Here is a 2,651-nt window from a genome sequence, read left to right on the forward strand (position 1 = left end):
AATATGAACCGAAAACATACGCTGCCTTTTCAGGGTTTTTGGCCACTTGCAATTGGAACAAATCCAGGATTGTGGCAGAAGATTCTTCAAAAGGAGCCGGAGTGTACAGACGCAATAGGTCGGTGCGTTCGCTTTCTGTAAGGTATGCCAGTTTGTGGACTTCGCTTTCCTTGTTTTGTATAACGCTTTTTAGCAGAGCCATGAAATGATTTCTCATGTGTTCCATTTTCTCTTTCGTAAAAAGGTCCGTACAATAATTTATATTGACCGACAGGCCGTTTCCTTCTTCGTGGACAAAAAATGTAATATCAAACTTGGCAATCTCATCCTCGGAAGCAAATGGTTCGTTCAATATTTCTATATCGTCAAAGAGCTTGATTTCTGGGGCAGGATTGTTGTTATAAACGAACAAATGCTGGAATAATGACGTCCTGCTGCTATCCCTTCCGGTTTCGATTTTATCGACCACTTTTTCAAAAGGCACCGCCACATGTTCGTATGCTTCAAGCACTGTGGTTTTAACCAGCTTCAACAATTCGGTAAAAGAAACCGTTTTGTCAAATTGCGTCCGCAATGCCAAAGTATTGACAAAGAATCCGATTAATGGTTCCAGGTCCTTGTTCTCCCTGTTTGATACCGTCGTTCCGATGCAAATATCGGTCTGGCCTGTATAATGGTAAAAAAGCACTTTGTAGACAGAAATCAGCAGCATGTAAAGGGTTGTCTTCTCATTTTGGGCAATATCCTTAAGCTGGTTGGTTATTTCTTCTTCGATGAAAAAACGTTCGTAAGATCCTTTTGTACTTTGGATGGCAGGCCTTTCAAAATCTGTTGGCATCTCCAGGACTTCCAGGCCTTTTAATTTTTGTTCCCAATAGTTGATTTTCTCACTGAATTTTTCTCCTTCAAAATTGTTCCGCTGCCAGATGGAATAATCCGCATATTGGATTTTCAATTCCGGCAAAACTGGTTCTACATTCTGGATCCTGGATTTGTATATTTCGACAAACTCATTGATTAGCAAAGACAAAGACCATCCGTCTGAAGCAATGTGGTGCCTTACGTTCAATAACAAGTATTCCTCCTCGGATATTTTTACCAAACTGGCCCGAAGCATAAAATCCCGAGACAAATCAAACGGAGAAAACATTTGTTCCTCGATATAGGCTTCCAATTCCTTTGAGGCATCCAAACCTTCGAATCTTGTCACATAATCGAGCTTCCAATGTGTAGCCGGCATGATTTGCTGATGCGGGATTCCGTCTTCACTTAAGAAAACCGTTCGTAACGATTCGTGCCTTTCGATAATTTTCAGGTATACATATTCGAGGGTTTTCGGATCTATTTTCCCTTTTATCCTGAACAAGGCCGGTTGGTGGTATGGCAAGCTTCCTTTCCAGTTGTCAATAAACCATAAACGTTCCTGGGCAAAGGACAGCGGAATCCTCTCCGGTCTTTCCTGCGGATTGATAATGAATGTTTCGTCTTCTTGGCATTCGCCTGAAATGAAAGAAGAAAGCATCGCAATGGTCGGGTTTTCAAACAAATCGGTTATAGAGATTTCAATCGCTTTTATGTTTTTTATTTCCGAAATCAATCGGATTGCTAAAATGGAATGTCCGCCCAAAGCAAAGAAATCGTCATTGATACCTACCTTTTCCACATTGAACAACGAAGACCAGATTTCGCAAAGGTCCTCTTCCAGCGGGTTTCTTGGCGCTTCGTATGTCTGGGTACTTTCGTATCCTTTAGGGCTCGGGAGCGATTTACGGTCGATTTTCCCATTGCCTGTCAGTGGCATTTCCTCCAGTTCGATGTAGATGCCCGGGATCATATAATCCGGCAGTCGGGACTGTAAAAAAGCTTTCAGGTCGTCTTCCTTATAATTTGTTTTTGGTACCAAATAACTCACCAAACGTTTGTATCCGTTGCTGTCTTCATCTGCCAGGACGATACATTGGTCAACAGAAGCATGGCCCAGGATGACTGTCGCAATCTCATTCGGTTCCACACGGTAACCCCTTATTTTGACCTGGTCGTCGATACGGCCCAAAAAGACAATTTCGCCATCCTTGCGCATCCGGACCTTGTCGCCCGTGCGGTATAACAAGCCTTCTCCAAAAGGGTTCGGGATGAATTGTTTGCTTGTAAGTTCCTGGTTGTTCACATAGCCTTTGGCAACGCCCAAACCGCCTATAACCAGTTCTCCGGCCAAGCCCAGCGGGCATAATTCCAGGGATTCGGTAACGATATAAGCCTGTGTGGAAGAGAACGGTTTCCCGATAGGAACCTGCACGTACTCTTCTGCACGTGAGACCTGGTGGAGCAATTTCCCGATGGTAGTCTCCGTAGGGCCATAATGGTTTACGATTGCTATAGTGTTGGAATGTTCGTGCAAACGGCTTATGATGTCTACCGGTAATACTTCGCCTCCAAAAATAATCATCGAGGACGGAAGCAATACTTCTTCTGTGCCTGATAGGGCTTTCCAGTGTGATGGGACAATCTTGATGCAGTCGATGGCTTGTGAAGTGATGTAATCCCGAAGGTTTTCGGCATCCATCAGCATCGGTTTTGAGAAACCATACAACGTGCCGCCGCCTAATAAAGAACCGTATACCACCGTTTTTCCCAAATCTGCGGAAAGCGAT

Annotated in this window: 1 protein-coding gene; it reads right to left on the reverse strand. The window is 43.9% G+C overall.

From position 1 onward, the window contains the following. On the reverse strand, window positions 1–2,651 hold a 2,651-nt coding region (locus E4635_RS15630; protein ID WP_169630289.1), incomplete at both ends, for a condensation domain-containing protein.

The sequence above is a fragment of the Flavobacterium humi genome, from assembly GCF_004745595.1.
Classification (GTDB): Bacteria; Bacteroidota; Bacteroidia; order Flavobacteriales; family Flavobacteriaceae; genus Flavobacterium; species Flavobacterium humi.